Genomic DNA, 25,732 nt, shown 5'->3' with positions numbered 1-25,732 from the left:
AACGGCCTCGGGCCTCGCGGCGGAACGGCCTCGGGCCGCATCGCGACGGCCTCAGGGCTCATCGCGACGGCCTCGGGGCTCGTCGAACCGCCTCGGGCCTCGTCGCGACGGCCTCGGGCGCCGTCGGGACGACCTCGGCGGGGACGTGCCGAGCGGGCCCGGGCGGACGTCAGTCGGCTTCGCCGTAGCGGACCAGGTAGCGCGCGAAGCCGGCCAGGTCCTCGTCGTCCCAGTCGGTGAACCGCTCCAGGAACGACTGCCGGCGCATCTGGTAGGCCTCGTTGAGCAACTTCAGACCCGCCTCGCTGGGTCGCAGGATCTGACCGCGGTGGTCGTCGGGATCCACCTCCCGGACGATCACCCCGAGTTTCTCCAGGGCGCCGACCTGCCGGCTGACCGTGGACTTGTCGAGCATGAAGTGGGCCGCCAGGTCGGCTGCCCGGCAGCCGCCGCGCTCGTTCATCAGGTCGAGCATGCTGTAGCTCACCAGGGACAGCTCGGGGTGCAGCTGCGAGGCCTTGTGCCGGGCCCGCCGGGCGAAGGCGGTCAGCTCGCGCTGGATGGTCTCGATCGAGGCGTCTCGGCCGGACAACGACGTCTCCTACAGGACAAGGGCTACGGTTACCAGTGGGTGCTGGTTGCAGAGCACAACATTACTGCCGGCGTGGCCACCCGCGGTGACCTGGCCGCCCTGTCACGGCTGACGTGCTGTCAGGTATTTTCTAGGGTGGCGCCTGGGACGGGCGGCCCGCCGGTCCCGCGACTCGGGAGAGGTGGCAGTTCACCATGCGGCTGGGAGTTTCCCTGGAACCGCCGCGCTGGCCGACGGGTGCCGGCGGACTGGTCCTGCAGACCGCGCTGCTGGCCGAACGGCTCGGCCTCGACTACCTGCTGGCGTCGGACCACGTGCTGCACAGCGAGGGCGGCGCCGTGCTCGACCCGCTGACCCTGCTCTCGGCGGTGGCCGGGGCGACCTCGCGGATCCGGCTGGCCACCAGCATCCTGGCGCTGCCCTACCGGCACCCGCTCACGGTCGCCCAGCAGGCGGCAGGACTGGACGTGCTCTCCGGCGGACGGTTCGCGCTCGGTGTCGGCACCGGCTGGGATCCGGCGGAGTTCGCCGCTCTCGGGCTCGACGTACGGCAGCGCGGCGCCCGCACCGACGAGGCACTGGCCGTGCTGCGGGCGCTCTGGAACGGTGTGCCGGTCGACTTCGAGGGTCGGTTCACCACGCTGGCCAAGGCGGTGCCTGCGACGGCGCCGCGTGCCAAGGGCGGACCGGAGATCTGGGTCGGCGGGCACAGTGACGCCGCACTGCGGCGGGCGCTGCGGTTCGGTGACGGCTGGCACGGTGGGGTGAGCACGCCGGAGCAGGTGCACGAGGTGCGGCGGCGGCTGGCTGCCCACGGCGAGCAGCTCGACCGGGATCCGGGGGATCTGATGCTCTCCTCGGTGTGCTTCCTGGTGCCGCCGGGGTTCGAGCCTTCGGTGCCACTGCCCGGTGAGCCACTGGGCGGGCCCGGCGCGAGCACGGCACAGCTGGTCGATGCGCTCGGCCGGCTCGGCACCGCAGGCCTGTCGCTGGTCTCGCTCTGGATGCCGCTGGACGCACGGCAGCTGAACGACGCCCTGGACTGGGTGGCCGCCGAGCTGCTGAGCCGGCTGCGCGGCGTCGAGCCGACGGAGTAGCGCCACCACTGCGCACGGTGCGCGGGTGCGGGGCGATCGCCCTCCCCAGCCGCGCACCGTGATCAGCCGAGCAGGTGCGCTGCGACCGGCTTCCCCACCCGCGCACCGTGACCAGCCGAGCGGGTGCGGGCCGATCGCCCTCCCCACCCGCGCAACGTGATCAACCGAGCGGCTGCGGCACGGCGCCCTCGCGCGCAAGCAGGAACTCCTTGCGCTCCAGCCCGCCCGCGTAGCCGGTGAGGGCGCCGTTCGCGCCGACCACCCGGTGGCACGGCCGCACGAGCAGCAGCGGGTTGGCCCCGATCGCGGCACCGACCGCCCGCACCGCCGCGCGCGGTGCCCCGATCCGCTCGGCGAGCCGTCCATAGGTGGTGGTGGCGCCGTACGGAATGGCGTCGAGGGCCTGCCAGACCCGCCGCTGGAACTCCGTGCCCGCGGCCCGCAATTCGATGGTGAAGTCGGTCAGCTCACCCGCGAAGTAGCCGCGCAGCTGCTCGGCGATCCCGGCGAAGGCCGCCGGTTCGTCCACCCAGCCGTCCTGGAGGACGGCGGCGCGCTTCTGCCCGGACATCGAGAGCGAACGCAGCGCGACACCACCCGGGGCGGCGGCGTCCCGCTCGCCGACCAGCAGCAGCGGCCCGAGCGGGCTGTCGACGGTGGTGTGGACGATGCCGCCCATCCCCGTGCTCGTCATCGTGCTCGATTGAACGGTGCTGCCCACAGCGGTCTGCCTCTCTTTCCCTGCTGATTCTGCTACCTCTCCACTGTGCCGCCTCCGGAAGGCCGGGACCGGCGGATTTCGGACCTGGCGTTCTGGTCGGGCCCTGGTCGGGCTCGGCGCCGTCGCCGCGGCAGTGGTCTCGCGAGAAGACTCCGGCTCGCACGGGAGTGCGATCGCCGCGATGCCAGCCGGCAGCTGCGCCTTCCCCAGCCGGGCTGTGATGCCCGGGCCGTGACCGGGCGGACCCACGACACGGCCTCAGCACCGCAGCTCCCGGTTGTCACACCCGCCGTCTAGCGTCTCCACCGTGCCCACCGCGACCGCCCTGCCGCTCTCCCTGCCCGACGACCTCATCGCGCTCCAGCAGCAACTGCTGTGCGCCGACCGGGCGGTGGGCGACTACGCACTGGCCGTGCGGGACCGCCGCCGGGCCGCGTTCCCCGCTCCGCACCAGGCGGTCCAGCGCTGCACCTGGGAGGACGCGGAGCAGCGCGAGTTCGACCGCCGCTGGGCGGAGTACGAACGGGCCGGCGCCGCGCTGCGAGCGCACCCTGTGCTGCTCCGCGCCCGGGTGCTGGGGATCGAGCCGGCCGTACTGCAGGCGCTGCGCCGGGTCACCACCGGCTGTTGACGGCCGGTCAGTCGCCCGCTCGCGGGCTGACACCGCGCCCGAGGGTGCGGGTCACCCGGATCTCGATCACGACCCGCTCGGGGTTCGGCCTCGGCGTGCGGTAGCGGCGGGTGTAACGCTCCTCCGCGTCGGCCACCGCGGCCGGTTCGGTCCGCAGCAACGCCCGCCCCTCCAGGGTGGCCCACCGCCCGCCGTCCACCTGGCAGAGCGCCACCCTGGCCCCTTCCGGGCCGGCCGCCGCCACATTGCGCGCCTTGCGGCTGCCCGCGCTGGTGATCACCCGGGCGGTCCCGGTCTGCGGGTCGAAGGTGGCGCCCACCGGAACCACGTGCGGGGTGCCGTCGGGCCGCAGGGTGGTCAGGGTGCAGAGGTGGCGCTCGACCCAGAAGGCCAGGAACTCGGGAGACAGTGCGGCGGCGTTCATGCGCTCACCCTAGCCAGCCGTTGACGGTGCTCGTACCGCCCCCTGGTTCACCGAGCCCCACTCCCGGAACGATCGCGGGCGGCGCGGGCAGGTCGTCGGCGCCCAGCGCAGCGCCCGGATCGGCCGCACTGAGCCCGGCCGGCTCTCATCAGGTGGGCCGTTCGGCCCAGGCACAAGGTGACCGTCGCAGCGGCTACCGCCGCCGTGTTCTCCCGGCGGCCCCTGCCACCCCCGTGCCGGCGTGGACGGGCTTTGCGCACGGCACAACCTGCAAGGTGGGCTCCCTTCGCCGGCATTGTCCGGATCAGGTGTTGGAGGTCGCCTTCCGGTCTCACAGACCTTTCAGCCTCTCAGCCCGACCGCCGACAAACAGCCCCGCGCGGAGCCTCCGCCCATCACCCGGGGCCCATCCGGTCGAACTCCCTCGCTCGCCCTGCAGGCCACCTTCCAGGTTACTCGCGCTCCTGCCCCGCACCAAGGCCGAACGGGCCCACTTTGCCGGGTGGCAATTGCGAGCCGGGGCCCACCGCGCCGGAGGCGGGAGCCTCCCCCCTTTGCCCCGGGAGGGGCATCCCGGTCAGCAGCAGAACCCGCCGAAGGCGTGCCGCGGGCGAAAACCGCTCACTCAGCCAGGCACCGGCGGCCGCCTGAGGATCGGCGGCCTCGCGCGTGTCGCCGCCTTCCAGCGCGCCTGCGCCTTCCTCCGCGCCGAAGCCGGGGTGGAACCCGCCGGATCGGCTCGTGGTCCTCGTGGTCCTCGTGGTCCTCGTGGTCAGCGCGGCTGCGGTGTCCTGCAAGTCACCGGCCCCGCACCAGGGGCCGGCTGTAGCCTTCCCCCGATCGACCGTCCGGGACCCACCGACACGTACGTACGGAGCCGCACACATGACCCGGGCCGAACACACCGTGATCCGCGGGAGCGTCCGCCTCTCCTGTCGCGACACGGACGGCACGGGCCGGCCCGTCGTTCTGCTGCCCGGTCCGGCCGGGCACGCCGGCGAGTGGGACGCCCGCACGGCACGGCTGTGCCCCCGTCACCGCGTGGTCGCGATCGACGAACGCCGGCCCGGCGACGTCTCGCGCGCCGCGTACGTCGCCGACACGGCGACGGTTCTGGAGGCGCTTGACCTGCGCGAGGCCGTACTGGTCGGCCAGTCACTTGGTGGCCACACCGCCATGCTCACCGCCGCCACCCACCCCGAGCGAGTCGACGCGCTCATCCCGATCGAGGCCGGGGCAGCCGCGGCGAGCCCCAACGTCCAGTCAGAGCTGAGCGATTGGCTCGCCTCTGGCCCTGCCCGTTCCCCTCCCGCGAGGCAGCCGCCGTTCTGCCGGTCTCCTGGTCGGCGACGGCCCGACCGCACAGGTCGAGCTGCCGGTCCAACTGCTGTGCGTGCTGCACCCGCAGGAGTTCCTCGGCCGAGGCGTGCACGGGCAGTTCGGCACGCCTCCGGGCGGGGCACCCTGTCGCGCACGTTTGGTCCAGTGCCTTCAACGGTGCCGCCCCGGTGGCGCGGCGCAGCCGACCCTGGGAGCCGTACTCAGCGAACTCCAAGCAGTAGCGGAGCAGGGCAGCCTGTCACGGTGTCACGGAAACGCCCCGCCGCCCGTCGGTGATCGCCGTTACGCTGCCGCCATGATGAGACGTCAGCTCGCCGCGCTGGCCGTGGCACTGCTCTTCGCCGGTACCGCCACCGCGTGCGACAGCGCGAAGTCGACCGGGTCGGCGGACGTCGCCGACTCCTCCGGGCCCGGGGCGTTCCGCGTCCCCGCAGGGCTCACCGCAACCTGCAAACTCCTGAGCTATGCATCCTTCGCCGACCCCCTGGGAGCGCCGACCGATACGAACACCATCGGCAACACAACCTCCGCCACGGACACGGAGCAGACGGTCGACTGCCGACAGGACGTCGGCCACCAGATGAACGGAACGCCCGACTACTCGAAGCCAGGAGGCACGGTCGAGACCAAGCTGACATTCTGGCACGACGTCGACACCTCGAAGACGGAGCTCCCGACCGAGCAGGGCACGGACCGGGACGAGCTCGCGAAGGACGCCGCCACAACCCCGGTGCCAGGCGTGGGAACCGAAGCGTTCCGCTTCATCAACAAGGTGTCCATGCCGACCGTCGAGACGCTCACGCTGGTGGTGCGGCAGAGCAACCTGTGGCTCACGGTGCAGGTGGACGTCTCCAGCACCACCCCGCTCACGGACCAGCTTCTCACCTCGGTCTTCGACCGGATGGCCGACTACGCGAAGGCAGCCCTGCCGGTGGTCCAGCACGCCGGCACCGCGCCGACCGGCTCCTGAACCGGTCCCTGAACCGCCCCGAACCCGGTCGGTCCGGGGCAGGGCGTGGCACTCATCACCGTGTCGATGCCGTGCTGCACGGTTGGGTGGCAGCCTGACCGAGCAGCCGTAGAGCCAGGCGGATCGGGTGGGGCTGATCGTGATGCGGCGGCTCACCAGTAGCCGGCAGCCGACGCTCTCTCCGTCAGCCCGTACCGCCCTCTGTGCGCAGGGCCCCACTCCCCCAATAATGTGCATGCCAGTATCGGCGAACCCGCACGGCTACCAAGGGAGTTCCTTCATGGACCTGACCGGACCTCAACTGAGTCGGCGCGACTTCACCCGCTCCGCGGTCGTGCTCGGCGCAGCGGGTGCGCTGGCCGGGCTCGGCGCCCTCAGCACCGCCCGCGCCGCATCGTTGCCCGGCGGTGCCGACTGGCTGGCCGCGCTGCCCGACAGCTCACCACTGGCCCGGCTGACCCTGCCCGGCACCCATGAGACCTGCGCGCTCTACGGCGGCCCGCTCGTCCAGTGCCAGAACCTGTCCGTGCCCGACCAACTCGGCGCCGGGATCCGCTTCCTGGACATGCGCTGCCGGGCGATCAACGGCGTCTTCGCGATCCACCACTCGCAGTTCTTCCAGAACGTCTTCTTCGGCGACATCCTCAACGACTGCCAGGCATTCCTCGCCCAACACCCCGGTGAGACCGTGCTGATGCGGGTCAAGCAGGAGTACTCCACGGTCTCCGACGCGGACTTCGCGGCCGTCTTCGACACCTACCTCAGTCGCTGGCCAGGCCTGTTCTGGATGGAGGACCGGATCCCCGCCCTGGGCGAGGTGCGCGGCCGGGTGGTGCTGCTCGCGGACAACGGCGGCCTGCCGGGCATCGGCTGGAACGGTCCGCTGACGGACCTGGAGGACGACTACGACATCGGCACCATCTTCGACTTCTACTCCCGCAAGTGGCCCGAAGTCCAAGCCCATCTGAACGCGGCCGGAGCCGCCACCGATCCGCAGCGGCTCTTCATCACCTTCACCTCGTCCTCCGGCTGGGGCCTGTGGCCGCAGCAGGCCGCCGACGCGATGAACTCCGAGCTCTCCGGCTACCTGCCGGGGCTGGACCACGGCAGCCGCCCGGCACTGGGCGTCGTCCCGATGGACTTCGTCACCGCGACCTCCCCGGCCGCCTGGTACGGCCTCAACTTCGGTGTCTGACTCGCGCGTTCGCAAGGCTCGCTCGTGGCTGCCGCGCGGCGGGCGCGCCGCGCGGCAGGCGCGATCAGGGTGAATGGATCAGGTCAGGGTGGATGGATCAGGTCGTCGCCATGCCGGAACTGAGTGGCGAGGCCGTGCATCACCTGAGGTCCCAGGGCACTTCTGACGTCCCCGGGGTCGCAGAGACCTCCGCCACCTCCGGCCTTTCGGGGGCGCCTGAGGCTCCTGCGGTCCCCGACGCCTCCACCGTCCGGGATTCGTCGGATCTGCGGTTCATGGCGCGCCACTCGGGCCGCAGGCCGGTCAGGTTGGTGACCAGTGCGTAGGCGGTGCCGCCGATCAGCAGCGCCGGCACCAGGCCGACGGCGCCCACCACGACCCCGCCGAGGATCCCGCCCAGCGGAACACCGGCCCAGCTGACCGCGTCACCGATCGCGCCCACGCGGCCGAGCATGTGACGCGGGATCCGCTCGTACTCGATCGCGCCCAGGATCGGGTTGAGGAAACCGGCGGAGAAGCCGTTGCAGAGGAAGACCAGCACGACCGCCGGCAGCGGCAGCCCGAGGGCCGGCGCGACGAACCGGGGTGCTCCGGCGAACAGGAAGGCGAGGAAGAAGACCGGTCGGCGCGGCAGCTTGTGGGCGGCGGCCGCGGCGATCAGGCTGCCGCCCACGCCGGCGAAACCGCTCACCGCGAACAGCAGGCCGAGCACGCTCGCGCCGTGGTCCGACCGCTCGACCCAGACCGGCAGCAGCACCGAACTGAACGCCGCGTCCAGCAGATTGGTCAAGGCGACCATGGCCGTGAGGGCGAGCAGCAGGCCATCGGAGCGCAGGAAGGCCAGCCCCTCGCCGAACTGCCGCCAGTAGCCGACCTCTGGTGCCTGGCCGCCGGTCGCGCCGGCTTCCGTCACGGACTCGGCCGACCCAGCGGGTACGCCCGATCCAGCGGGCGCGCCGCTGCCCTGCGGCAGGCCGAGGCCGACGGCCGCCGCGACCACCACGAAGGAACCCGCGTTCACCAGCACCGCGGTCATCGGCCCGCAGAGCGTCACCAGCAGGCCGCCGACCGCCGGCCCGAGGGCGCCCTGGGCCAGCCGTTCCGCCACCGAGACCATCCCGCTGGCCCGTTCCAGCGGTTGCCCGGCACGCTCGGCGAGTTCCGGCACCATCACGTACTTGGCGAGGTCGCCCGGTCCGCGCATGGTGCCCAGCACCGCGGTGATCACCAGCAGCAGCGGGAAGGAGAGCAGACCCGCTGCGTGCAGCAGCGGCACCAGACCGGCGGCGACGGCACTGAACAGGTCGGCGGCGACCGAGGTCCTGCGGGCCCCCAACCGATCGACCAGCGGCCCACTCAGCGCCTTGGAGACCACGTACGGCGTCAACTCGCAGGCGGCGACCAGGCCGGTGCGGGCCGCGCTGCCGGTGGTGACCAGGACGAACCACGGCAGGGCGATGGCGGCGACCCGGGTGCCCAGTAAGGAGACACCGTTGGCCATGAGCAGCCGGGTCAGCGGACCCGGTATCCAGGCCGACGACTTCACTCCTGGTCCCCGTCCGGAAGCTCCGGGATCTGTTGGATGATCAGGCCGATGCGCGCGGTGCCGGCCGGCGCAGCCTCGGCGGTGTCGGGCAGGTCGCGGCGGTAGCGACGGACCACCGCGACCAGTTCGGCGTTCAGCTGGTGCGCCTCCTCGGGCGTCAGGCGCAGCGACCAGTCGCTGAGGTCGAAGGTGTCCCGCCATGGATCGGCCATCGTCGGCAGCTCGTTGACGACGCGTTGGACCCGTCGGCTGAGGGCGGCGACCACGGACTGGAGGTACGCCTGGCCGGCCTCGCTGTTCGCCAGTTCGAGTTCGTTGAGGCTGGTCATCAGGTGCACGGCCCGCCACCAGCGCTCGCGCGCGTTGCCGCGCTCGGTGTCCTCGATGACGAAACCGGCGGCGGCGAGCCGGCGCAGGTGGTAGCTGGTCGCGCCGGAGGTGAGTCCGAGCCCGGTGGCCAGCTTGGTGGCGGTGGAGGCGCCGTGCCGGCGCAGCAGGCCGAGCAGTTGGACCCGGACCGGGTGGGCGAGGGCTCGCAGGCCCTTGGCGTCCAGGACGACGTGGGAGGGGGATTCGCTCATTGGTAGTTGGAGGCGCGGTGCCCTGTCGGGCCCGGTTCCTCCGTCCCCTTTCAATCCGTGCGTGCGGTTTTCCCGCACACGGCTTACCGATGATCTTCTTGACATGGTTACGCGGTCTTCGGATAGCGGATGGTGCCCCGCAGGCGGTGCAGGCCGTGCCCGTTGAACCACTCTTCCGTCCAGACCGCGGCCTGCCCTGCACGCAGGTTGCGACCCCGCTTCTTCACCATGAGGCTGCGAAGCCGCCACACCACGTAGGCATCGACCTGTCTGAACTTCCGGGCGGCGTTCCCGGTTCGGAAGTAGGCGCCCCAGCCGCGCAGGATCGGATTCAACTCCGCGATCACGTCACGGATATCCCATCCCGACCGGCGGCGGTCGGTCCTGTCGTGGACCTTCTCCCGGAGTCGCTTCATCGCCGCCTGTGACGGCCAGCGATGCAGGTAGAAGCGCCGCTTACGGTACTTCTCCCACATCCGGCCCGAGAAGCGGGCTCTGAAGTGGCAGCCGAGGAAGTCGAGTCCTTCCCGGCCCTCTCTGAGGTCGACCACCTTCGTCTTATCCGGATGAAGCTCCAGCCCCAACGAGCCGAGGATCTCCCCGACCGCCGCCAAGGCCACCTGGGCATTGGCCACCGACCGACACAGAACGACACCATCGTCCGCGTACCGGACCAGCTCACCGACACCTCGCCGAGCAAGCTCGGCGTCCAGGACGTGCAGGTAGATGTTGGCCAGCAGAGGTGAGATCACCCCGCCCTGCGGAGTCCCGGCGACCGTCCGCCGAACCTCCCCGTCCACCATCACACCCGCCTGAAGCCACAACCGCAGCAGCTTGAGCACCCTGCGGTCCGACACCCGCCGACCGACTTCCGCGAGGAGGCGACCGTGGTCGATCTCGCCGAAGAAGTTGCGGATGTCGAACTCCACGACGACACAGCGGCCCTCGATGAAGCCCGTCCGAAGACGCTCCATCGCCTGCAACGCCGACCGCCTGGGCCGGTACCCGTACGAGGACGGCAGGAAATCCGCCTCGAACACCGACTCCAGGACGATCTTCGCCGCCTGCTGGGCCACCCTGTCGCGCACCGTGGGAATGCCCAGCGGCCGCTTGCCACCCTGTGGTTTCGGGATGTCCACGCGCCTGGCCGGCGCGGGACGATACGTGCCTGAGCGGAGAGCCTGCTGGAGTTCGCCGAGCATCCGGCCAACCCCGTACCGGTTCTCCACGAACTCCAGGGTGACCCGATCCACCCCAGCGCTCCCTCTGTTGGCCCGGACCCGCTCCCACGCCTCCCACAGGACGTCACCCCTGTGGACACGGTCGTACAGGGCGTGGAAACGCCGCTCCGGCGACTGCTTGGCCGCAGTCCATAGCGCGCGTTGAAGTTGTCGCACTTTCAGGACGGACGCACGTCCGTCCACTACGACGGAGTCTCCCCCGCCGGGGTAGTTGACCGGACTCTCTCCGGCCATGCCCTCGCGCTTACCTCCGCCACGAGCGTGATCAAAGTTGGGGCCCTTCCCTCCTGGCGCGTTGTGTTGCACACCGATCAGCGGTACTACGACCCCATCGGACTCCCGCTGCCCTCCGGACGACTTCACCATCGGCTTATACGTCCGGTCTCTTGCCCGACGAAAGGCGTGGTCAGACGGGTCTCTCCTGTTCCGGCCCAGACTGTGCACACGTGCCGCCCTCCGTACCCCGGGAGAACCCCAAGGGCTGACCCCGGAACAGGGCCCCTGGGACGTGGCCTTCGCCCCGGCATGACGGGCTCGGCTTCTCCGCTGTACGTGTGACGAGGCTGCAAGGTTCGCTTGACGCTACGGCCCGCGTGCTTGCTCCCTCCGAAGAGGCTCTTGACATCCCGCTCAGCCCGCCGCGTCTCCACGACGAACCGGGACCTGCTACCGGGCACTCCGGTGTCTACCCGGACGGGACTCCCACCCGCGAGCCTGGACCAGCTTTCAGGACGCAACATGGCGCCACGCTAGTTGCGGCTCGGCGACCGGTGCTTCTCCATTCCTGATCGGTCTGGCCGGCCGGGCCACCGGGCACCGCAGCGGGCCCTCAACCCCCGAGGTCCAGCTCGCACCAGAGCGTCTTGCCGGACGGCGGGTAGGGCTCCGTGCCCCAGCGGTCGGCGAGGGCGTCCACGATCAGCAGACCGCGCCCCGACTCGGCGTCAGCCGACGCCTCGCCCGCCTGCTGCCGCGGCAGGCGCTCACCCCGCGGGTCGGTCACCTCGATCCGCAGGAGCTTCGGCAGACCGGCGAACGGATCGAGGGAAAGCCGGAGTTGGAACCCGAATCCGCGACGGCGTCCGTGCGTGATGGCGTTCGACGCGAGCTCGGCAACGATCAGCGTGACGCGCTCGACCATGTGCGAGTCGGGCTTCCAGCCCCACGCGCACACCTGTTGGACGGCGTGCAGCCTGGCCCGCCGAGCGCCGAGCGGGGTGGCCGGGAGGTGCCACCAGACCCGGGACACAGGGTCGGGCTGCTCCGCAAGAGTGAAATCAGTCGTCATGTCATTCAGCGTGGCGACTTGCGCGTACGCTGACCAGGGCGACTACCGGTACTCACCGTAAGCGTACGAGTGCGCTGTGCGGGCTTGTCCGGGTGGGCGGTCGTAACCGAATTGATCGTGCGTCAGGGGCGGTGGTCATGATGACGATTGCTGAGCAGGACGAGGAAAGGCGCCCGGAGGCGCCGGAAGACCACGAGGGTGCGGCCGACTTCTTCCGCGCCATCGGCAAGATGATCAAACTGCTGCGCGAGCGCAAGGGCTTGACGCAGCGCGAGTTCGGCCAGCTGATCGGCTACGGCGAGGACCAGGTCTCCTCACTGGAGCGCGGCCGGCGCACCCTGCACCCCGACATGCTGGAGGTCGTGGACAAGGTGCTGGACGCCGGCGGGCTGCTGCTGGCGCTGAAGCCCGACTTGGAGGCGGCGAAGTCGCGGGCCCGGGTGAAGCATCCGGCATGGTTCCGGGACTTCGTTCGCCTGGAGTCGGAGGCAGTGGAGCTGCACGGGTACAGCACTCACTTCATCCCCGGCCTCCTCCAGACCGAGCAGCACGCGCGGGCGCTGCACTACATGCGTCGGCCGCTGCTGGCCGAACAGATCATCGAGGAGCGGGTGATGGCCCGACTGGCCCGCCAGGCGATCCTGGACAAGTGGCCGCTCCCCGACTTCAGCTGGATCATCGAGGAGGCCGTCGTGCGGCGGCCGCTCGGCGGCTGGGACGTACACCACGGGCAACTTGAACAGCTGATCCGCGTCGGCCGCCAGCGCAACGTGTCGATTCAGGTCATGCCGATGGACCGCACCGAACACGCGGGCATGAGCGGACCGTTCACCCTCCTCACCCCGAAGGGCCGGCCGCAGGTCGGCTACCTGGAGGTGCAGAACATCAGTCGTCTCTGCACGGTGACGGAGGAGGTCCGTATCCTGGCCTCACAGTACGGCCTCCTCCGGGCTCAGGCGCTCACTCCGTCCGAGTCCGCGACTCTGATTCTAAGGATCCTGGGAGAACGATGAACGCCACGGAACTCGCCTGGTTCAAGAGCAGCCACAGCAGCGCCGAGGGCGGCGAGTGCGTGGAGGTCGCCAAGACCCCCACCACCATCCACGTCCGCGACTCCAAAGACCAGCACGGCCCCGCCCTCACCCTCACCCCCGCCGCCTGGTCCGCCTTCCTCCAACTCGCCACCCGCCACTGACCCTCAGGAGCAGGCCCGTGGAACTCACCTGGTTCAAGAGCAGCCACAGCAGCGCCGAGGGTGGCCAGTGCGTGGAGATCGCAAAGACCCCCACCACCATCCACGTCCGCGACTCCAAAGACCAGCACGGCCCCGCCCTCACCCTCACCCCCGCCGCCTGGTCCGCCTTCCTCCAACTCGCCACCCGCCACTGAACCCCGCCCGGCCGGTTGCCAGTTGTCCGGGGCGACCGGCCCGACGGGTCACCCCGTAGGCACCCCCGAGCCGCACCGCTCCAGGTTCAGCTCGGCCCGGGTGGCCCTTGATGGTGCCGGCGGGCAGAGGTGGCGAGCCGGTCGGCGAGCGCGATGACGAGGTCTCGGAGTTCGTCCGGTCGCTCGATGACGAACGGCCGGTCGAGCGAGGCGAGTACAGGAGGCAACCAGTCGAGCCGTTCTGCTCTCAATTCGACGTGGAGCCAGCGCTCGGCGTGCGGATCCGTGCCTTCCGCAGGCTCCGGCTCCGTCACGCTCGCGATGCTGGCAGGCAGTCGGGCGCGGATCTGTTCGACCGTCCCGTGGATCCGCAGGGTCACTTCGTGCCGGTACGCGGCCTCGGCGAGCCCCGACAGGACGCGCTGTGCCGGGTCGAGTCCGGTGGGCGGCTCGAATGAGCCCGGCAAGCTCCGCGCGTCCGCGATGCGGTCGAGCCGGAAGGTCCGGTCCTGGCCGATCTCGGGATCGGAGCCCGTGACGTACCACCGGCCGGAATGGGTGACGATCCCGTACGGGTGCAGCGTGCGTTCGCTGCGTCGGCCGTCTCGGGCGGTGTACCTGATCGAGAGCGGGCGGCGATGGCGTACCGCATCGGCGACCGTGAGCAGGACCCCTGTCTCCGGCGTGGCCGACTCGCCCGGCGGTGCCGTGAAGGCGAGGGTCTCCATGACGGCGTCGAGCCGGCGGGCGAGACGCTCGGGCAGGACCCGGCGGATCTTGGCCGCCGCCGTCTCGCCCGCGGTCTCCGTCGCCGTCAGCAGCCCTGTCCTGCGGCCGGCGACGAGGCCGAGCAGCACGGCGAGCGCCTCGTCGTCGTTGAGCATGAGCGGCGGCAGGCGGTACCCGGGGGCGAGCCGGTAGCCGCCGTAGCGGCCACGGACCGCCTCGACGGGGATGTCGAGGTCGACCAGGTGGTCCACGTACCGCCGCACGGTGCGCCCGTCGACGCCGAGCCGGTCGGCGAGTTCGGCCACCGTTCTGACGCCACCCGACTGCAGGAGTTCCAGGAGGGTGAGCACGCGGCTGGTAGGTCGGCCCATGTCACGAGCCTAGCTCTGATACCGGACCGATTCTGTCCACTATCTGTCCTAGCGTGCGAGGTGCAACGGCTCCAGCAACCTGAGGAGAGCACCATGAACCTCGTTTCGATGCGGATCATCACCAGCGATGTCGCGCGCCTCGTCGACTTCTACGAGCGGGCCACCGGAGTGCGGGCGGACTGGTCCACCGAGGACTTCGCCGACCTGCGGACCGCCCGCGCGACCCTGGCGATCGGCAGCACCCGCACCGTGGCGCTGTTCGCGCCCGGTTCGGCCCGTCCGGCCGACAACAGCAGCGTGATCATCGAATTCCTCGTCGCCGACGTGGACGGCGTGTACCGGCAGCTGGCCGATTTCGTCACCGACTTCGTGACCGAGCCCACCACGATGCCCTGGGGCAACCGGTCGCTCCTGGTCCGCGACCCGGACGGCAACCTCGTCAATTTCTTCACCCCCGTCACCCCTGCGGCCATCGAGAAGTTCGCCCGCTGACGGAGACGAGAGGCGAACTCTCCCGCCGTGGGAGAGTTCCACCGGCAACCGGACTTGACCCTTCCACGGCGGCACCGCGGATCGTTGCGTCAGCGGCCACCCCGGCCGTCAGAAGAAGGGACGCCGATCATGCCGACCATCCGTACCCCCGACGGCACACAGCTGTTCTACCGGGACTGGGGCACCGGACGACCGGTCGTATTCATCCACAGCATGCTGATGAGCAGTCAAATGTGGCAGCACCAGATGCAACACCTGGTTGAACACGGTCACCGCACGATCGCCTACGACCGCCGAGGCCACGGGCGCTCCGACGACCCCGGCACCGGGTACGAGTTCGACACCCTTGCCGACGACCTGGCCGCCCTGCTGGAGGCGTTGGACCTCACCGACGTCACCCTGATCGGGCACTCGATGGGCGGCGGCGAGGTGGTGCGGTACCTCAGCAGGCACGGTGACCAACGCATCTCCCGCATCGCGCTGGTGGGTTCGACAGTCCCGCACCTGGATGTCGAGCCCACCGTGGCGGCAGCGCTGCTCGACCGGCTTCGGGTCGGCTACGGCCAGTGGGTGGCGGAGAACGCCCGACTGTCCTTCGGTGACGGGCTGCCCGGCTGTTCGATACCGCAGGTGGAGAAGGACCGGACCATTCAGGACTGGATGGGCGTGTCGCTCAAGGCGGCGGTCGACTGCACCGCCGCCAACACGGCGGCCGACTTCCGGGCCGAGCTGCGCCGGATCAGGCTCCCGGCGCTGGTCATCCACGGCGACAGCGACGCCTTCGCCCCCTTGGAAGCCTGCGGCCGCCGCTCGGCGGAGCTGATCCCCGGCAGCAGGCTCGTGGTCTACCGGCACGCCTCCCACATGCTCCACCTGTCGCACCGGCGACAGCTCAACGCCGACCTGGTGGCGTTCGCCCACGCCGCCCCGACCGTCCCTGGTCGCGGACCGCACTGACAAGCCGCTGCCCGAACCTCCGCGAACCTGCTGGTTCCTGCCCTCGGGGCGGACCAACATCACGCACTCCACGAAAACGCTTGCGCAAGTGGTGAAGCTTCCCCTCACCAGCCGGCGATCACCTCGCGCCCCTGCGGGACGGCGAGGTCGAGCAGGCCGGGGAAGCGGGCATCCAGGTCGTCGCGGCGCAGGCGGTTCAACCTCCGGGTGCCCTCGTCGTGTTGGCGGATCACGCCGGCCTCGCGCAGCACCTTGAAGTGGCCGCTCTGGGTCGACTTGCTGACCGGCAGCGCGAACGTGGTGCAGGCCAGGGCGCCGCCTTCGCGCTCGGCATCGGCCAGGCGGGCCACGATGGCCAGCCGGACCGGGTCACTGAGGGCGGCCAGCACGGCGGTGAACCGCAGTTGGTCGCGGTCGGGGTGGACGAGTTCGGTCGCGGTACGGCTGGCCATGGTCCCAGCATATCCAGCATGTTCAGGATGTCCGAACACATGCTATGTTCGGCAGACTCGAACATGTCTACTGGGAGCGCCCATGCCCCTCGATCACCCCACCGCCGCACACCGCAGCCGGCCGCCGCACCACGACCCTTCGAGCGGGAAGACCAACTCCGCGCAGAAGGACCCGCGTTCAGCCTTACGCTTCTGGTCCACCGGCTACGTACTGCTGATCCTGCTCACCGGCACCAACCTGCCGACCCCCCTGTACCGCGGCTATGCGGCGCGGTTCGGCTTCTCGCCCCTGGTCGTCACACTGATCTTCGCCGCCTACGTGGCCGTACTGATCCCCTCGCTCCTGCTGGCCGGCCCACTCGCGGACGCGCTCGGGCACCGCGCCGTGCTGCTGCCGGCCGTCGCCGTGGCCGCGCTGGGCTCGCTGGGCTTCGCCCTCGCCACCAGCACGGCATGGCTGTTCGCCGCCCGGATCCTCCAGGGCCTCGCGGTCGGCGCGGCTTCCGGGCCGCTGACCGCCGCGCTGACCGAACTCGAACCGGCCGGCGACCGGCGCAAGGCGGCCCTGGTGTCGACCGCAACGTCCGTGGCAGGCCTGGGACTCGGGCCGGTCCTGGCCGGCCTGCTCGCCCAGTACGCCCCCGAGCCGCAGGTGCTGCCCTTCGCGCTCGAGATCGCGCTGCTGGTGCCGGCCGCGGTAGCGATCGCCACCCTCCCGGCACCGGACGCGCGTACCCGCTGGCGCCCCCGCCGCCCCGAAATCCCCGCTGCCATGCGGACGTTGTTCGCCAGCAGCGGGACGACCGGCTTCCTCGCCTTCGCCGTGGTCGGGCTCTTCCTCACCATGATCCCCACCTATGTCGCCACCCTCTCCGGCAGCAGGAACCTGCTCCTGGGCGGTGCCGCCGTGGCACTGCTGCTGGCCTGCTCGGCGATCACCCAACTCCTCTGCTACGGAAGGCCGGTCCGCACCCTGGAGCTCATCGGACTGCCACTGCTGGCAAGCGGGTTGCTGCTGCTCGCCCTCGCGGGCGGCCTCTCCTCGCTGCCCCTGCTGCTCACCGCCACCGTCGTCGCGGGCGTCGGCCAGGGGTTGGCCTTCCTCGGCGGCCTCACCGCCGTCAACCAGGCCGCCCCCGCCGAACGCCGGGCCGACGTGCTCTCCAGCTTCTACGTGATCCTCTACCTCGGCGTCGGCCTACCCGTCGTCGGCGTCGGCTTCCTGGCCGCGTTCACCGGGCTCCTCGCCGCCGTGCAGTACTTCGCCTGCACCGCCGCCGTACTGTGCCTGGTGCTGCTGCTCACCCTCGCCCGAGCCCGCACCCGAACGGCCGGCCGAGCCCGAAACTGAGCCCGCACCCGAACGACCGGCCGAGCCCGAAACCGAGCCGCACCCGCCGCCGGGCCGCACGGCCCGATCCGCGCGAGCCCCGACCGGGCCGCCACCACGTCCGTGCGCCTGCCCCACCACACCACCAGGCTCCGCACCTGCGCCCACCGAAACGCCGCGTACTCGGGTGGGACCGCCAACGGGCTTGTGCCGAGCCGACCTTCTGGTACGGTTCTGCCCGGTTGGCCCGCCGAGGGCCGCTGCCGCTCCGCCGATCGCGGGGCCCGACCGAGGAGGTGAGACCCATCAACGCTGCTGTTGTCCGGGTACTCACCCCGCGCGGTCGCCGTTCGTCGAGCTGAGCCGCGAGAGTACCCTTCGGATCCCCGGAAGGCTCTCCCATGACCGCTCTGCCCGACTCCGTTCGCTCCGCCACCATCCCCGCCGTCGCCGCGACGCTGCGCACCGCCGGCTGCGTCTTCGCCGAGGAGGAGGCGGAGCTGCTGCTCGCCGCCGCCCGCTCCGATGCCGAACTGGCCCGCATGGTCGACCGCCGGGCGGCCGGGCACCCGATCGAACACATCGTCGGCTGGGCCGACTTCTGCGGTCTGCGGATCGCGGTGGACGCCGGGGTGTTCGTGCCCCGGCGGCGCACCGAGTTCCTGGCCCGGCAGGCGCTCGGGCTGGTCCGCACCGGGTTCCGGACCGTCGACCTGTGCTGCGGTTCGGGGGCGCTCGGCGCGGTGCTGGCCGCCGCCGTCGACCTGGAGCTGCACGCGGCGGACATCGATCCGGCCGCGACCGCCTGCGCCGCCCGCAACCTGGCGGACCGCGGCGCGGTGTGGACCGGCGACCTGTTCGATCCGCTGCCGACCGGGCTGCGCGGCGCGGTGGAGCTGCTGATCGCCAATGTGCCCTATGTGCCGACGGACCGGCTGGCCCTGCTGCCCGCCGAGGCCCGCGAACACGAGGCCCGGGTGGCGCTGGACGGCGGCCCGGACGGGCTGGCCGTGCTGCGCCGGATGGTCGCCGAGGCACCGGGTTGGCTGGCGCCCGGTGGCACGTTGCTGTTCGAGACCAGCGAGCGCCAGCTGCCGGCCGCGCTGTCGGTGGCGCGTGGCGCCGGCCTCGCCGCCCGGGTGGTCGCGGACGAGGAGCTGGACGCAACCGTGGTGATCGCCACCCGCGACGCCACCCGCCGGTGAACGCCACGGGGGACACCACCCGCCCGTGAACGCCACCCCGCTCATGAACGCCCCCCGTGACGTCACCCGCCCGGAAACGCCGTCCCCCCGTGCGCCCATGACCGGCCCCCCTTCCACCGCCGGACGTAAAGTGATATCACTTTGCTAGGTCTGTGATTACGGACTCAACGGAGGATTCGAGAGGAGCCGGTCCGATGGCCGCTCAGCAACACCCCACCGCGACGCCCCAGATGCCCACCCCCAAGGTCACCGAGCGGCTGGTAACCGGCCGCGCCGGCCTGCCGATGCTCGGAGTCTGCCTGCTCTCGGTGCTCGGCGGCGTCGCGCTCACCATCGTCGGGATTGCCGAGCTGGCCGCGCACCACGGCAGCGCGCCGGGCATCGCGCTGGTCTGCGTCGGCCCGCTGCTGGCCGTCACCGGCCTGCTGCTGTGGGCCGGCCTCACCGTGGTCGCCCCCGGCGTGGCCCAGGTGGTCATGTTGTTCGGCCGCTACCGGGGCACCATCCGGGCCGACGGCCTGACCTGGGTCAACCCGCTCACCTCGCGCCGCCGGATCTCCACCCGGATCCGCAACCACGAGACCGAGACCGCCAAGGTCAACGACGCCGACGGCAACCCGATCCAGATGGCCGCCGTGGTGGTCTGGCAGGTCGAGGACACCGCCAAGGCCGTCTTCGAGGTGGACGACTTCGTGAAGTTCGTCGGCATCCAGACCGAGACCGCCGTCCGGCACATCGCCAACAGCTACCCGTACGACTCGCACGAGCCCGGCCAGCTGTCACTGCGGGACAGCGCCGACGAGATCACCGCGCGGCTCTCCGAGGAGATCGGCACCCGGGTGGCGTCGGCCGGCGTCAAGGTCATCGAGTCCCGGATCACCCGCCTCGCCTACGCCCCCGAAGTCGCCCAGGTGATGCTGCAGCGCCAGCAGGCCGGCGCGGTGGTCGCGGCCCGCAAGCTGATCGTCGAGGGTGCGGTCGGCATGGTGGAAGCCGCCTTGGACCGGCTGGCCGAGCGTGACGTGGTCGAGTTGGACGAGGAGCGCAAGGCGGCCATGGTGAGCAACCTGCTGGTGGTGCTGTGCGGCGACCGCGGCACTCAGCCGGTGGTGAACACCGGTTCCCTGTACCAGTAGGAGAATGCGCAGGTGGCGACCGAGCGGAAGAAGATCCTGTTGCGCCTGGACCCGGCGGTCCACGACGCACTGGCCCGCTGGGCCTCGGACGAACTGCGCAGCACCAACGCCCAGATCGAGTTCCTGTTGCGCCGGGCCCTGACCGAAGGCGGCCGGATGCCCGGTGGCGTGGGCCGGCTGCCCAAGCGCGGCCGGCCCACCAAGGAGAGCACCGGCTCCGGCAGCGAGAGCACCGACTCCGGCGGCACCGACTCCGGCAGCGGCAGCTCCGACGCCGAGGAGTAGGAGGGGGAATCCTCATGATCCGCGTACCCGACACCCTGCAGGGCAAGCTGTTCCTGCTCGCCTACGACCCCGACAAGGGCCGGCTGACCAGCCGCTCCAACCTGGACCTGCTGCTGCGCGCGGCGGGCCTGGCCGACCTGCTGCGGCTCGGCCTGGTCCGCGACGACCGGGGCAGGCCGGTGGCCGTCGCGCCGGCTCACGCCGACCTTGACCCGCTGCTCGCCGAGCTGCTGGAGCTGATCGCCCGGAGCCGACCGTGCTCCTGGCAGCGCTGGATCGGCCGGCGCCGGCCGACCGTGCGCGAGGTCCGCGGCAGCCTCGCCGACCAGGGCGTGGTGCGCCTGGAGGAGCGCCGGGTGCTGGGGCTGTTCCGCTCGGTGCGGATCGAGCCGCGCGACCCGCGGGTCCGCGAGCGGCTGACCGCCGCCGTGTCGGCGGCGCTGTGCGATCCGATCAGCCGGGTCGAGGCCGCGGACGCGGCACTGGTGGCACTGGCCCGTGCGGGCGAGCTCACCGTGGTGCTGAGCCGTCGGCAGTGGCGCGAGGAGAAGGCCAGGATCGCCGAACTCACCGACCTGTGCGGGCCGGTGCCGAGGGCATTGCGCCGGGCGATCGGCTCCAGGAGAACTGCGAGTTGAACCGGCGCGGCTTCGACGGAACTGACGTCGTGTGAACCGTCGAAGCACCGAGACGAGTTGACGCAAGAGCGTCAACTCGCCTTTCAGTGCTGCTAGTTCCTGGTGGCCACGGCCCGCAGGAAGAACACCAGGTTGGCCGGACGCTCCGCCAGGCGGCGCATGAAGTAGCCGTACCACTTTACGTGGCCCCGATCATGCTCCCAGGGCGGGCCTCTGGGTTGCGCTACGGGGAGTCACTTATGGCTGCGACCTGCTGAGACGTGGTGATACCTGGTCATCGCTGCCGCCCTCGGTGTCCCGCTGCGCGCCCTGATCCCGTAGTCGGTGGCCGACGCGCCCCACGAGACGCGCCGGCCACGCCCAGGCCCGCAAGGCCCAGGTGGTGTTACTGCAGGTGCGCGCTGATCCGACGATCAGTCAGCGCGCCCCATGATGAACCACTTGCACGGCGCGGCCGAATCCTGTCCGACCGGCCCCGGAACGAACGGGGGCGCGTCTTCCTCCCCTGCCTGCTGCCGCCGGACAGTAGCCACCAGCTCCGCATAACGAGGGTCGATCCACTCCTCCATGCCTACCTCCTGTCATCGGTGGCAGCAGGCTACGCGCGCCAGCCCACTGTCAGGCACGGCCGCCCGGGCTGGTGCACGGCTTCTCCGGCTTCGGCATCGGCCGAATCTGGCAGTTCGGGGAGTGCTGGCAGTTCGCGGCCACCGGGATCCGGTCGTCCGTCGGGCCCACCCACAACTCCTCGTCGACCTCGAACCCGGCCGCACGGATCAGCTCCTCCGTGCGGTCCAGGATCGGCGGGTCGAAGAACATCGGGTTGTACCCCGGGGTGTGGTGGACGAACGGCCCGAACTTCGCGCACAGGCGGGCGTACAGCTCGGTGTGCACGATGAGGGCGTGCCAGCCCTCGTCCACGATCCGGCTCGGCGCCATGGCGTGCTCGGGGAACATCGCGCCGGCCACGACGAACTTGATGGCCTCGCAGGTGATCCGGGTCGCCTGCCGGCCCTCCATGCCCGGGTTGTTGTCCAGCACCGTGTGGACCACGCTCGCGAAGTCGCGCGGGTCGATGTAGTCGCGCGGGTCGCGCATGCCACCGTCGGACGGCGGCATGGGCCCAGGCGGACGCTCGGTCGGAACCGACATACTGGTGTCTCCTCACACTGAGGCCGGCCGGCCACCAGCCGGTGGCCGGATCGTTCGGTGTTGCGGACCCCGCCCCGGCCGGACGGCTCGCCGGCAAGTCGGCCGGGGCGGGGTTGTGCCCCACGTCAGGAGGCTGCGGGGGCCACTCCTGACGTGGGAGATTTCGACGGTCAGTGCCAGCGGCGTCCGCGCCGCCGACGGGCCTGCCGATGGGACGTGAGTCCGCTGACGGTAGGCGGCCGGCCGACGTAGACGCGGCGAACCTGCAGACTGCGGTCGACCGGGGTGCTCACTGACGACCCCGACTCGTACTCAGCTCCGGCATGGCGCCCCGAAGGCAGCCCGCTGCGCCGGATTCAGCAGGCTCCAGGGCCTCCGGGCCGGTCGACAGGCCCGGCTCGCCCTGGCTGTCGCCTTCGGGTTCGCTACCCCACGTCTCCGACCGCCGGGAGCACTTGCCCTCGGCCCGGTGCTGACGCCGCTTCACCCGCACGTCAGACAGAGCGGACTCATCCTGGTAGCTACCGGTCTCGTCCGTCACCCACGCGCGGGACGCCATGATGTCCAGGCAGCGGCACGTGTTGCAGTCCCGGGCCTCCAGCGGAACGGGCCCGTCGGCGTTCACCGGGCAGCCTCCACCCCAGCGCGTAGCAATGACGGCGGGGTCAGCGTGCCGACCACGCGGGGTCGGTGGATCCACTGCTCGGGGCACTCCTGCGGGAGTTCGGGATCCAGAGTTGGTAGCGCAAGGTGGGAGCCGGCGCCGAAGAGCACGCACGTCGGATCGATCTCCCGCCAGTCAGCTGGCCCGTCAGCCTCGATCGACACGAGCCAGTAGACGTGCCCGGCGCCGCGGTGGTGCAGTACCGGGCCGAGCACCGGCAGCGCGTCCGTGGAGCGCAGCGCGGCCAGGACCGCCAGCCCGGGTGCCTCGTCCATGCGGACGGCGTCCCAGCGCACTCCGCAGGGCAGCGAGGCGAGCCACCCCGGATCCCAGCCCCACCGGACGACGACATCGTGCCGGTCGGGGCCGGCGGCACTTGCCAGCCAGATGGCTGGCGGCATCGCGGCCCACTGCGCGGCCTGCATCGGTGGCGTCACCGGATCACCCTCGCTGCAGCGTTGTTGGCGTGCTCAGCGCATGCGACGACCGCCCACCCGAGGCGAGCAGCACCCGCCCGGGTGTACACGTGGCCCGCCGGACTGAACGGCCCGCTATCGCTGCCGCAGTCGATGCAGGCCCTCGCGTGGAGTTGCGCGTCCGTCGGGCTACGCCTTAGCGGCACCACGCGCACAACGTCGTTCTTCAACGTCATCGTCACGCTTCCATGCTGGTGTGCCTGCTCTTTCCGTGGCAGCGCGCACAGAGCACAGGGCTGAGCGTTCGTTTCACACTCCGTGTGATTCCAAGTCGCGTACAGTCAGGCGGGCCGCACTTCTGATAGGTGATCAGATGGCCCCGAATACACAGCTCGACATCCTCTTGGACGAGGCAGGCTGGTCCCACGCCGGACTTGCCGCCCGCGTGAACCGCGCGAACGCAGCCCGTGGGAAGACCAGCCGCTACGACCACACCGCCGTGACCCGCTGGCTCCGCGGCCAGCGACCACGCGGTGAAGCGCCCGATCTCATCGCTGAGCTCTTGACCAAGCACCTCGGCCGACCGGTCAGCCTGGACGATATCGGCATGGGCAAGCCCAACACCTTGCCCCCGCCGACCAGCCTCGGCACCTACATCGACCGTGCCACAGCGCTATGGCGCTCCGACCAGCAGCGGCGCGTCGAACACGAGCAGCAGGACGCCGTAGTGGGGACTTCGGCCATCGTGCCTGTCTGGGAGTGGGAGAACCCACCAGACGACGCCGACGTGTCCCACGCTGGCAGCCTGCGCGTCGGTGCGTCCGACATCGAGATGCTGCGGGGCGCGCGAAGCCGTTACGAGCGGATGTACCGGGCGTCCGGCGGCGTCGCCACCCGCAGCCGGGTCGTCGCTTTTCTCGCCGATCACACCGCGCCGCTGGTCCGCGGAACCTATACCGACGCGATCGGCCGGGACCTACTCCGGGCCACCGGCGGCCTCGTCGCGGTCGCCGGGATCTGCGCGTACGACTCCGACCACCAGGGCCTCGCCCAGCGGTACTTCCACCACGCGCTACGCCTCGCCAAAGCCTCCGGCGACCGGGCGTTCGGCGGCTACGTCGTCGCACTCCTCACCAACCAGGCGCTGTTCCTGAAGGACTACCGCCAGGCGGTCGCGTTCGCCGAGGCCGGCGTCCGCAGCGCTGGCGGCGCGCTGAGCCCGGCGCTCGCCACCGACCTGTACGCCATGCAGGCCAAGGCGTTCGCCCGCATGGGCGACGCCACCGGCGCCCACCAGGCCATGAGCCGAGCGGAGAGCGCTGCAGCGGCAATCCGTCGGGACGAGGAGCCACCGGAGACTGGCTACGTCCAACCAGGCCTGGTGGAGGCCCAGCTGGCCGAGGCGCTCATCAGTCTGGGCGACTGGACGCCCGCACGGTCCTACGCCGAGGAGGCTGTGCGCGTGCAGGCACACCCGCGCGGGCAGGTCCACCGCATGGCCACCCTGACGACCGTCGACCTCGGCCGCGGGGAGGTCGAGCAGGCGGCAGGCAATGCGTTGGAGGCGCTGTCGCTCGCGGCCGGGATGGAGTCAGAGCGCCTCCGGGATCGGTTCGTGGCGTTGCGTCGACAGCTGGCGCAGCAGCAAACCGCGGCCGCCCGCGACGCGGTCGACCGGATCGACGCCTCGCTCGCTGTCCCGATCTGACTGGATACCCTGGCCGGACCTGGCCAGTGTGAGGAGAGCAGCGGATGTCGGTGTGGAAGAACCTCGGTGAGCGTTCGGTCTACGAGAACCCTTGGCTCCGAGTGCACCTCGCCGACGTGGAGTTGCCCGACGGCCGGCACCTCGACCACTACGTGCTGCGGCAGCGCCCCGTCGCGCTGGCCACCACGGTAAACGAACGGAACGAAGCGCTTCTGCTGTGGCGGCACCGCTTCATCACCGACAGCTGGGGATGGGAGCTGGCCGCCGGCGTCGTTGAGGAGGGCGAGGACCTGGAGGCGGCCGCGGCCAGGGAGATGCTGGAGGAGACCGGCTGGCGCCCCGGGCCGCTCCGACACCTCCTGACCGTCGAGCCGTCGAATGGCCTCGCCGACGGACGCCACCACGTCTACTGGTCCGAGACTGCCGAGTACGTTGGCCATCCCGAGGACGCATTCGAGTCCGAGCGGCGCGAATGGGTACCGCTTCGCGAGGTCCCGACCCTGGTGGCCAAGGGTGAGATTCGCAGCGCGAACGCGGTAGCTGCGCTCCTCCTGCTTCACCACCTTCGGATGAAGTAGCGGACTCGATCGACCTGGCTAGCTCCCCGAGGCCGACCGCCTGGCGAGCTGGCATTCGAACGCATGAGCGATAATGGTGGCGTGTACAGCCCGACCTGCCCCGCCGACGCGCAGCCGGCCGACCGCGCCGAGATGGCCGGCCGGCCAGCACCCCACCACCCCCGTGACCGGCGAGATGAAGAAGTCCACGTACGGCGTCGGCATGCGCTACCGCGTCTGCGGCATCCCGGGCGTCAAGGACGAGTCCTTCGTCAAGCTGAAGGACGTCAAAGACTGGCTAGCCTCGGCGCAGACCGACAGCCGCCGCGGCACGTTCATCGACCCCGAGCTCGGGCAGATCCTCCTCGCGGACTACTTCAACAGGGTCTACTGGCCGGGCGTCACCGTCGGCCTCGGTACGGCGGAGACGATGGAGCCGAAGATCCGCAACCACGTGTTGCCGCACCTCGGCCACCTGCCCATCGTCACCATCGACGAGGAGCATCTGCGGGTCTGGGTGGCCACGCTCCTGAAGAAACTGGAGCCCTCCACAGTCCGCGTGATCTACGACTATCTCTCCGCGATCCTCGGCAGCGCCGTCCCGAAGCGACTCACCCGCAACCC

The 25,732-nt window shown here is 71.0% G+C and carries 29 protein-coding genes; 17 read left to right on the top strand and 12 right to left on the bottom strand.

Annotated elements, in window-relative coordinates; all coding sequences use genetic code 11:
• Positions 1-169: 169 nt before the first annotated feature.
• Entirely contained in the window at positions 170-592 is a 423-nt protein-coding gene (locus LN042_RS04995) for a MarR family winged helix-turn-helix transcriptional regulator (RefSeq protein ID WP_230048770.1), read from the bottom strand.
• Positions 593-786: 194 nt separating this feature from the next.
• On the opposite strand from LN042_RS04995, the gene LN042_RS04990 reads away from it, so the two are divergent.
• Positions 787-1,689 (top strand): LLM class flavin-dependent oxidoreductase, encoded by a 903-nt coding sequence (locus LN042_RS04990; RefSeq protein WP_230048768.1) that lies wholly within the window; start codon positions 787-789, stop codon positions 1,687-1,689.
• Positions 1,690-1,849: 160 nt separating this feature from the next.
• Here LN042_RS04990 and LN042_RS04985 read toward each other — a convergent pair whose 3' ends face one another.
• Entirely contained in the window at positions 1,850-2,383 is a 534-nt protein-coding gene (locus LN042_RS04985) for a methylated-DNA--[protein]-cysteine S-methyltransferase (protein WP_249800615.1), read from the bottom strand.
• A gap of 334 nt (positions 2,384-2,717) precedes the next feature.
• On the opposite strand from LN042_RS04985, the gene LN042_RS04980 reads away from it, so the two are divergent.
• Positions 2,718-3,041, top strand: a complete 324-nt coding sequence (locus tag LN042_RS04980) for a hypothetical protein (RefSeq protein WP_230048766.1) — start codon at positions 2,718-2,720, stop codon at positions 3,039-3,041.
• Positions 3,042-3,048: 7 nt separating this feature from the next.
• Here the strand turns inward: LN042_RS04980 and LN042_RS04975 are convergent, their stop codons facing one another.
• A complete protein-coding gene (locus LN042_RS04975; protein WP_230048764.1) occupies positions 3,049-3,465 on the bottom strand; it encodes a TIGR03618 family F420-dependent PPOX class oxidoreductase in 417 nt (138 codons plus the stop codon).
• An 885-nt stretch (positions 3,466-4,350) separates the two neighbouring features.
• Here LN042_RS04975 and LN042_RS37610 point away from each other — a divergent pair.
• The 3 genes from LN042_RS37610 (at position 4,351) to LN042_RS04960 (ending at position 6,971) form a co-directional block, all read left to right on the top strand.
• Complete coding sequence (locus LN042_RS37610; protein ID WP_308191764.1) at positions 4,351-5,082, top strand: alpha/beta fold hydrolase; 732 nt, start codon at positions 4,351-4,353, stop codon at positions 5,080-5,082.
• Between the two features lie 19 nt (positions 5,083-5,101).
• Entirely contained in the window at positions 5,102-5,776 is a 675-nt protein-coding gene (locus LN042_RS04965) for a hypothetical protein (protein ID WP_230048762.1), read from the top strand.
• Between the two features lie 235 nt (positions 5,777-6,011).
• The gene (locus LN042_RS04960; protein ID WP_230048761.1) at positions 6,012-6,971 is read left to right on the top strand and encodes a phosphatidylinositol-specific phospholipase C; all 960 of its coding nucleotides are present in this window, start codon (positions 6,012-6,014) and stop codon (positions 6,969-6,971) included.
• Positions 6,972-7,110: 139 nt separating this feature from the next.
• On the opposite strand, the gene LN042_RS04955 is transcribed toward LN042_RS04960, so the two are convergent.
• The 4 genes from LN042_RS04955 to LN042_RS04940 form a co-directional block, all read right to left on the bottom strand.
• On the bottom strand, positions 7,111-8,472 hold the full coding sequence (locus tag LN042_RS04955; RefSeq protein ID WP_230049018.1) for an MFS transporter: 1,362 nt from the start codon (positions 8,470-8,472) through the stop codon (positions 7,111-7,113).
• 41 nt (positions 8,473-8,513) lie between these two features.
• Complete coding sequence (locus LN042_RS04950; protein ID WP_230048759.1) at positions 8,514-9,098, bottom strand: helix-turn-helix domain-containing protein; 585 nt, start codon at positions 9,096-9,098, stop codon at positions 8,514-8,516.
• Between the two features lie 107 nt (positions 9,099-9,205).
• Positions 9,206-10,573, bottom strand: coding sequence for a group II intron reverse transcriptase/maturase (gene ltrA, locus LN042_RS04945; RefSeq protein ID WP_249800614.1), 1,368 nt, complete (start codon positions 10,571-10,573; stop codon positions 9,206-9,208).
• A gap of 595 nt (positions 10,574-11,168) precedes the next feature.
• Complete coding sequence (locus tag LN042_RS04940) at positions 11,169-11,627, bottom strand: ATP-binding protein (RefSeq protein ID WP_230048755.1); 459 nt, start codon at positions 11,625-11,627, stop codon at positions 11,169-11,171.
• Between the two features lie 137 nt (positions 11,628-11,764).
• Between LN042_RS04940 and LN042_RS04935 the strand changes: the two genes are divergently transcribed.
• From LN042_RS04935 to LN042_RS04925, 3 genes are read left to right on the top strand one after another with little or no spacing between them, the layout of a single operon-like run.
• Positions 11,765-12,640, top strand: a complete 876-nt coding sequence (locus tag LN042_RS04935; RefSeq protein ID WP_230048753.1) for a helix-turn-helix domain-containing protein — start codon at positions 11,765-11,767, stop codon at positions 12,638-12,640.
• Positions 12,637-12,822 carry a DUF397 domain-containing protein gene (locus tag LN042_RS04930; RefSeq protein WP_230048751.1) on the top strand — a complete coding sequence of 62 codons (186 nt, stop codon included), beginning with the start codon at positions 12,637-12,639 and terminating at the stop codon, positions 12,820-12,822. The genes LN042_RS04935 and LN042_RS04930 overlap by 4 nt, the downstream gene beginning before the upstream one ends.
• Before the next feature lie 17 nt (positions 12,823-12,839).
• Positions 12,840-13,016 carry a DUF397 domain-containing protein gene (locus LN042_RS04925; RefSeq protein ID WP_230048750.1) on the top strand — a complete coding sequence of 59 codons (177 nt, stop codon included), beginning with the start codon at positions 12,840-12,842 and terminating at the stop codon, positions 13,014-13,016.
• 86 nt (positions 13,017-13,102) lie between these two features.
• Here LN042_RS04925 and LN042_RS04920 read toward each other — a convergent pair whose 3' ends face one another.
• On the bottom strand, positions 13,103-14,116 hold the full coding sequence (locus LN042_RS04920; protein ID WP_230048748.1) for a helix-turn-helix transcriptional regulator: 1,014 nt from the start codon (positions 14,114-14,116) through the stop codon (positions 13,103-13,105).
• Between the two features lie 93 nt (positions 14,117-14,209).
• Between LN042_RS04920 and LN042_RS04915 the strand changes: the two genes are divergently transcribed.
• Together LN042_RS04915 and LN042_RS04910 are read left to right on the top strand one after the other, a co-directional pair.
• The gene (locus LN042_RS04915; protein WP_230048746.1) at positions 14,210-14,608 is read left to right on the top strand and encodes a VOC family protein; all 399 of its coding nucleotides are present in this window, start codon (positions 14,210-14,212) and stop codon (positions 14,606-14,608) included.
• A gap of 129 nt (positions 14,609-14,737) precedes the next feature.
• Positions 14,738-15,565: an alpha/beta fold hydrolase gene (locus LN042_RS04910; protein ID WP_230048744.1), complete on the top strand. Its 828-nt coding sequence runs from the start codon at positions 14,738-14,740 to the stop codon at positions 15,563-15,565.
• Positions 15,566-15,669: 104 nt separating this feature from the next.
• On the opposite strand, the gene LN042_RS04905 is transcribed toward LN042_RS04910, so the two are convergent.
• Positions 15,670-16,017: an ArsR/SmtB family transcription factor gene (locus tag LN042_RS04905; RefSeq protein WP_230048742.1), complete on the bottom strand. Its 348-nt coding sequence runs from the start codon at positions 16,015-16,017 to the stop codon at positions 15,670-15,672.
• 82 nt (positions 16,018-16,099) lie between these two features.
• On the opposite strand from LN042_RS04905, the gene LN042_RS04900 reads away from it, so the two are divergent.
• The 5 genes from LN042_RS04900 (at position 16,100) to LN042_RS04880 (ending at position 20,611) form a co-directional block, all read left to right on the top strand.
• Positions 16,100-17,368: an MFS transporter gene (locus LN042_RS04900; RefSeq protein ID WP_230048740.1), complete on the top strand. Its 1,269-nt coding sequence runs from the start codon at positions 16,100-16,102 to the stop codon at positions 17,366-17,368.
• Between the two features lie 380 nt (positions 17,369-17,748).
• Positions 17,749-18,552 carry a putative protein N(5)-glutamine methyltransferase gene (locus LN042_RS04895; RefSeq protein ID WP_230048738.1) on the top strand — a complete coding sequence of 268 codons (804 nt, stop codon included), beginning with the start codon at positions 17,749-17,751 and terminating at the stop codon, positions 18,550-18,552.
• A 194-nt stretch (positions 18,553-18,746) separates the two neighbouring features.
• Complete coding sequence (locus LN042_RS04890) at positions 18,747-19,688, top strand: SPFH domain-containing protein (RefSeq protein WP_372495675.1); 942 nt, start codon at positions 18,747-18,749, stop codon at positions 19,686-19,688.
• Between the two features lie 12 nt (positions 19,689-19,700).
• On the top strand, positions 19,701-19,973 hold the full coding sequence (locus LN042_RS04885) for a type II toxin-antitoxin system antitoxin (protein WP_230048736.1): 273 nt from the start codon (positions 19,701-19,703) through the stop codon (positions 19,971-19,973).
• Positions 19,974-19,987: 14 nt separating this feature from the next.
• A complete protein-coding gene (locus LN042_RS04880; RefSeq protein WP_230048735.1) occupies positions 19,988-20,611 on the top strand; it encodes a GOLPH3/VPS74 family protein in 624 nt (207 codons plus the stop codon).
• A gap of 413 nt (positions 20,612-21,024) precedes the next feature.
• Here the strand turns inward: LN042_RS04880 and LN042_RS04875 are convergent, their stop codons facing one another.
• From LN042_RS04875 to LN042_RS04865, 3 genes are all read right to left on the bottom strand, one after another.
• Positions 21,025-21,180, bottom strand: coding sequence for a hypothetical protein (locus LN042_RS04875; RefSeq protein WP_230048733.1), 156 nt, complete (start codon positions 21,178-21,180; stop codon positions 21,025-21,027).
• Between the two features lie 49 nt (positions 21,181-21,229).
• The gene (locus LN042_RS04870) at positions 21,230-21,763 is read right to left on the bottom strand and encodes a glycine-rich domain-containing protein (RefSeq protein ID WP_230048731.1); all 534 of its coding nucleotides are present in this window, start codon (positions 21,761-21,763) and stop codon (positions 21,230-21,232) included.
• Between the two features lie 621 nt (positions 21,764-22,384).
• Complete coding sequence (locus LN042_RS04865; protein ID WP_230048729.1) at positions 22,385-22,864, bottom strand: hypothetical protein; 480 nt, start codon at positions 22,862-22,864, stop codon at positions 22,385-22,387.
• Between the two features lie 352 nt (positions 22,865-23,216).
• On the opposite strand from LN042_RS04865, the gene LN042_RS04860 reads away from it, so the two are divergent.
• Both LN042_RS04860 and LN042_RS04855 read left to right on the top strand, forming a co-directional pair.
• Positions 23,217-24,551 (top strand): NsdA family TPR-like regulatory protein, encoded by a 1,335-nt coding sequence (locus LN042_RS04860; RefSeq protein ID WP_230048727.1) that lies wholly within the window; start codon positions 23,217-23,219, stop codon positions 24,549-24,551.
• 44 nt (positions 24,552-24,595) lie between these two features.
• The gene (locus LN042_RS04855; protein ID WP_230048725.1) at positions 24,596-25,129 is read left to right on the top strand and encodes an NUDIX hydrolase; all 534 of its coding nucleotides are present in this window, start codon (positions 24,596-24,598) and stop codon (positions 25,127-25,129) included.
• The last annotated feature ends 603 nt before the right edge of the window (positions 25,130-25,732 follow it).

The sequence above is a fragment of the Kitasatospora humi genome, assembly GCF_020907985.1.
In the GTDB taxonomy this organism is placed as follows: Bacteria; Actinomycetota; Actinomycetes; order Streptomycetales; family Streptomycetaceae; genus Kitasatospora; species Kitasatospora humi.
The sequence above is the reverse complement of the archived record's forward strand: the minus strand, read 5'-3'. Positions and strand labels throughout refer to the sequence as shown.